Source organism: Salinibacterium sp. G-O1 (assembly GCF_030063305.1).
In the GTDB taxonomy this organism is placed as follows: Bacteria; Actinomycetota; Actinomycetes; order Actinomycetales; family Microbacteriaceae; genus Rhodoglobus.
Window position 1 is genome coordinate 1 of sequence record NZ_JASISV010000006.1, and the last position, 5,434, is coordinate 5,434.

The following is a 5,434-nucleotide window of genomic DNA, read 5'->3' on the forward strand; positions in this document are numbered from 1 at the left end:
TCCCTGCGCTAGATGTGCCGGCTACTTGTAGTCGAGCAATCAAACATTTATGGAGAGTTTGATCCTGGCTCAGGATGAACGCTGGCGGCGTGCTTAACACATGCAAGTCGAACGGTGAAGGAGAAGCTTGCTTCTTTGGATCAGTGGCGAACGGGTGAGTAACACGTGAGTAACCTGCCCCAGACTCTGGGATAAGCACTGGAAACGGTGTCTAATACCGGATACGAGCTTCAGCCGCATGGCTAGGAGCTGGAAAGAATTTCGGTCTGGGATGGACTCGCGGCCTATCAGCTAGTTGGTGAGGTAATGGCTCACCAAGGCGACGACGGGTAGCCGGCCTGAGAGGGTGACCGGCCACACTGGGACTGAGACACGGCCCAGACTCCTACGGGAGGCAGCAGTGGGGAATATTGCACAATGGGCGCAAGCCTGATGCAGCAACGCCGCGTGAGGGACGACGGCCTTCGGGTTGTAAACCTCTTTTAGTAGGGAAGAAGCGAAAGTGACGGTACCTGCAGAAAAAGCACCGGCTAACTACGTGCCAGCAGCCGCGGTAATACGTAGGGTGCAAGCGTTATCCGGAATTATTGGGCGTAAAGAGCTCGTAGGCGGTTTGTCGCGTCTGCTGTGAAAACTGGAGGCTCAACCTCCAGCCTGCAGTGGGTACGGGCAGACTAGAGTGCGGTAGGGGAGATTGGAATTCCTGGTGTAGCGGTGGAATGCGCAGATATCAGGAGGAACACCGATGGCGAAGGCAGATCTCTGGGCCGTAACTGACGCTGAGGAGCGAAAGCATGGGGAGCGAACAGGATTAGATACCCTGGTAGTCCATGCCGTAAACGTTGGGAACTAGATGTAGGGACCATTCCACGGTTTCTGTGTCGCAGCTAACGCATTAAGTTCCCCGCCTGGGGAGTACGGCCGCAAGGCTAAAACTCAAAGGAATTGACGGGGGCCCGCACAAGCGGCGGAGCATGCGGATTAATTCGATGCAACGCGAAGAACCTTACCAAGGCTTGACATATACGAGAACGGGCTAGAAATAGTCAACTCTTTGGACACTCGTAAACAGGTGGTGCATGGTTGTCGTCAGCTCGTGTCGTGAGATGTTGGGTTAAGTCCCGCAACGAGCGCAACCCTCGTTCTTTGTTGCCAGCACGTAATGGTGGGAACTCAAAGGAGACTGCCGGGGTCAACTCGGAGGAAGGTGGGGATGACGTCAAATCATCATGCCCCTTATGTCTTGGGCTTCACGCATGCTACAATGGCCGGTACAAAGGGCTGCAATACCGCAAGGTGGAGCGAATCCCAAAAAGCCGGTCTCAGTTCGGATTGAGGTCTGCAACTCGACCTCATGAAGTCGGAGTCGCTAGTAATCGCAGATCAGCAACGCTGCGGTGAATACGTTCCCGGGCCTTGTACACACCGCCCGTCAAGTCATGAAAGTCGGTAACACCCGAAGCCAGTGGCCCAACCGCAAGGAGGGAGCTGTCGAAGGTGGGATCGGTGATTAGGACTAAGTCGTAACAAGGTAGCCGTACCGGAAGGTGCGGCTGGATCACCTCCTTTCTAAGGAGCATGTGCAACTCTCCTCTGTATACAGGGAGATCAAGTTGCCAAGTCGTACCAACCTGTTCGGGTTGGACGGCGCTCATGGGTGGAACATTGACATTGTGGCCAGGTAAGACTCTTACCTCTTAGTACGCTTCGCTTGCGAAGTGGGAACGGATGTTTGGGTCGAGGCTGGTCTTTGCACGCTGTTGGGTCCTGAGGGACCGGGCCGGCGCTAATCATCTTCGGGTGGTGGTGCCGATCGGAGCTCTGGACCATTGACCTTCGGGTCGCGGTCTTCGGATCCTGTTGTGACTGGCCTTTGGGCCAGGCGCGGGGGATACCGCCCGTATTTTGAGAACTACACAGTGGACGCGAGCATCTTAGATTCGACCCGAAAGGGTCGGATCACATAAACGATGACTGCTGGTCTTTGACCAGCAAATCATTGGTCTATCTCCAGTCTTCGGACTGGCGATCGATTCAAACTCATGTGATATCAATTTTCTAAGAGCAGACGGTGGATGCCTTGGCATCTGGAGCCGAAGAAGGACGTATAAATCTGCGATAAGCCTCGGGGAGCTGATAATAGAGCTGTGATCCGAGGATTTCCGAATGGGGAAACCCCGCTGGGCGTTGCAAGACGACCCAGTGACTCCCGCCTGAATATATAGGGCGGGTAGAGGGAACGTGGGGAAGTGAAACATCTCAGTACCCACAGGAAGAGAAAACAACCGTGATTCCGTTAGTAGTGGCGAGCGAAACCGGAAGAGGCCAAACCGATCATGTGTGATAGCCGGCAGGCGTTGCATGGTCGGGGTAGCGGGACTTTTCAGCTGTTACTGCCGTACAGCAAGAATTACAACGCAATATAGACGAATGGGATTGAAAGCCCAGCCATAGACGGTGCCAGCCCGGTAGTCGAAATGTTGCAATGGTTCGAAGAGTATCCCAAGTAGCACGGGGCCCGAGAAATCCCGTGTGAATCAGCCAGGACCACCTGGTAAGCCTAAATACTCCCAGATGACCGATAGCGGACAAGTACCGTGAGGGAAAGGTGAAAAGTACCCCGGGAGGGGAGTGAAATAGTACCTGAAACCGTCTGCTTACAAACCGTTCGAGCCTCCTTAGTAGGGGTGAGAGCGTGCCTTTTGAAGAATGAGCCTGCGAGTTAGTGCTCAGTGGCGAGGTTAACCCGAGTGGGGCAGCCGTAGCGAAAGCGAGTCTTAATAGGGCGTTTTAGTCGCTGGGTCTAGACCCGAAGCGAAGTGATCTATCCATGGCCAGGTTGAAGCGACGGTAAGACGTCGTGGAGGACCGAACCCACTTCAGTTGAAAATGGAGGGGATGAGCTGTGGATAGGGGTGAAAGGCCAATCAAACTTCGTGATAGCTGGTTCTCTCCGAAATGCATTTAGGTGCAGCGTTGCGTGTTTCTTGCCGGAGGTAGAGCTACTGGATAGCTGATGGGCCCCAAAAGGTTACTGACGTTAGCCAAACTCCGAATGCCGGTAAGTGAGAGCGCAGCAGTGAGACGGTGGGGGATAAGCTTCATCGTCGAGAGGGAAACAACCCAGACTACCAACTAAGGTCCCCAAGCGTGTGCTAAGTGGGAAAGGATGTGGAGTTGCACAGACAACCAGGAGGTTGGCTTAGAAGCAGCCACCCTTGAAAGAGTGCGTAATAGCTCACTGGTCAAGTGATTCCGCGCCGACAATGTAACGGGGCTCAAGCACACCACCGAAGTTGTAGATTTCATGTATTAGCCCGGCACCTTAGGTGTCCAGGCGCATGGAGTGGTAGGAGAGCGTCGTGTGGCGAGTGAAGCGGCGGTGTAAACCAGCCGTGGACGCCACACGAGTGAGAATGCAGGCATGAGTAGCGAAAGACGGGTGAGAAACCCGTCCTCCGAAAGACCAAGGGTTCCAGGGCCAGGCTAATCCGCCCTGGGTAAGTCGGGACCTAAGGCGAGGCCGACAGGCGTAGTCGATGGACAACGGGTTGATATTCCCGTACTGACGAAGAACCGCCCAAACTAATCCAGTGATGCTAAGTGTCTGAATCCCTTTGATGGATCCCTTCGGGGTGAAGCGTTGGGCCTAGCACACGACCCTATGCTGGTGCGGTTAGCGTATTAACAGGTGTGACGCAGGAAGGTAGCTGAGCCGGGCGATGGTTGTCCCGGTCTAAGGATGTAGGGCGAACGATAGGCAAATCCGTCGTTCACTAAGCCTGAGACCCGATGGGTAGTCCTCACGGACGAAATCAGTGATCCTATGCTGCCAAGAAAAGCATCGACGCGAGGTTCAAGTCACCCGTACCCCAAACCGACTCAGGTGGTCAGGTAGAGAATACCAAGGAGATCGAGAGAATCGTGGTTAAGGAACTCGGCAAAATGCCCCCGTAACTTCGGGAGAAGGGGGGCCTGAGGCGTGAAGGGATTTACTCCTGGAGCGTTTGACGGCCGCAGAGACCAGTGGGAAGCGACTGTTTACTAAAAACACAGGTCCGTGCTAAGTCGCAAGACGATGTATACGGACTGACGCCTGCCCGGTGCTGGAAGGTTAAGAGGAACGGTTAGCCGCAAGGCGAAGCTGAGAATTTAAGCCCCAGTAAACGGCGGTGGTAACTATAACCATCCTAAGGTAGCGAAATTCCTTGTCGGGTAAGTTCCGACCTGCACGAATGGCGTAACGACTTCCCAGCTGTCTCAACCGCGAACTCGGCGAAATTGCACTACGAGTAAAGATGCTCGTTACGCGCAGAAGGACGGAAAGACCCCGTGACCTTTACTATAGCTTTGTATTGGTGTTCGGTGTGGCTTGTGTAGGATAGGTGGGAGACTGTGAAGCTTGGACGCTAGTTCAGGTGGAGTCATTGTTGAAATACCACTCTGGTCACTCTGGATATCTAACTTCGGACCGTAATCCGGTTCAGGGACAGTGCATGGTGGGTAGTTTAACTGGGGCGGTTGCCTCCCAAAAAGTAACGGAGGCGCCCAAAGGTTCCCTCAACCTGGTTGGTAATCAGGTGTCGAGTGTAAGTGCACAAGGGAGCTTGACTGTGAGACTGACAAGTCGAGCAGGGACGAAAGTCGGGACTAGTGATCCGGCAGTGGCTTGTGGAAGCGCTGTCGCTCAACGGATAAAAGGTACCTCGGGGATAACAGGCTGATCTTGCCCAAGAGTCCATATCGACGGCATGGTTTGGCACCTCGATGTCGGCTCGTCGCATCCTGGGGCTGGAGTAGGTCCCAAGGGTTGGGCTGTTCGCCCATTAAAGCGGTACGCGAGCTGGGTTTAGAACGTCGTGAGACAGTTCGGTCCCTATCCTCTGCGCGCGCAGGAAATTTGAGAAGAGCTATCCCTAGTACGAGAGGACCGGGATGGACGAACCTCTGGTGTGTCAGTTGTTCCGCCAGGAGCACCGCTGATTAGCTACGTTCGGAACGGATAACCGCTGAAAGCATCTAAGCGGGAAGCCGGCTTCAAGATGAGATTTCCAAGACTTAGGTCGAGAGGCTCGCAGCTAGACTACTGCGTTGATAGGCCGGATGTGGAAGTGGGGACTAAAGACCCATGGAGCTGACCGGTACTAATAAGCCGATAAATTGATAACACCCCACCTCACTGGAACCCTCGGGTTCGAATGGTGAATGAGAATGATTCTCGCGTCCACTTTGTGGTTCCCGATTTACGGTCGGGAACTGGTTCTGATTCGCATCAGACCAACGAACGAAACATAAATCCATAGTGTTTCGGCGGCCATAGCGAGAGGGAAACGCCCGGTTACATTCCGAACCCGGAAGCTAAGACTCTCTGCGCCGATGGTACTGCAAGGGGGACCTTGTGGGAGAGTAGGACACCGCCGGACTTAAATTGTGA

Annotated in this window: 3 rRNA genes; all 3 read left to right on the plus strand. The window is 54.2% G+C overall.

What is annotated here, in order from left to right:
- Positions 1–46: 46 nt before the first annotated feature.
- The 3 genes from QMG83_RS15385 to rrf all read left to right on the plus strand — a co-directional run bounded on the left by QMG83_RS15385 (position 47) and on the right by rrf (position 5,423).
- Positions 47–1,569: ribosomal RNA gene (locus QMG83_RS15385) — 16S ribosomal RNA — on the plus strand.
- A gap of 479 nt (positions 1,570–2,048) precedes the next feature.
- Positions 2,049–5,168, plus strand: a 23S ribosomal RNA gene (locus tag QMG83_RS15390).
- Positions 5,169–5,306: 138 nt separating this feature from the next.
- Positions 5,307–5,423, plus strand: a 5S ribosomal RNA gene (gene rrf / locus QMG83_RS15395).
- The 16S, 23S and 5S rRNA genes sit together here, the layout of an rRNA operon.
- Positions 5,424–5,434 lie beyond the last annotated feature (11 nt).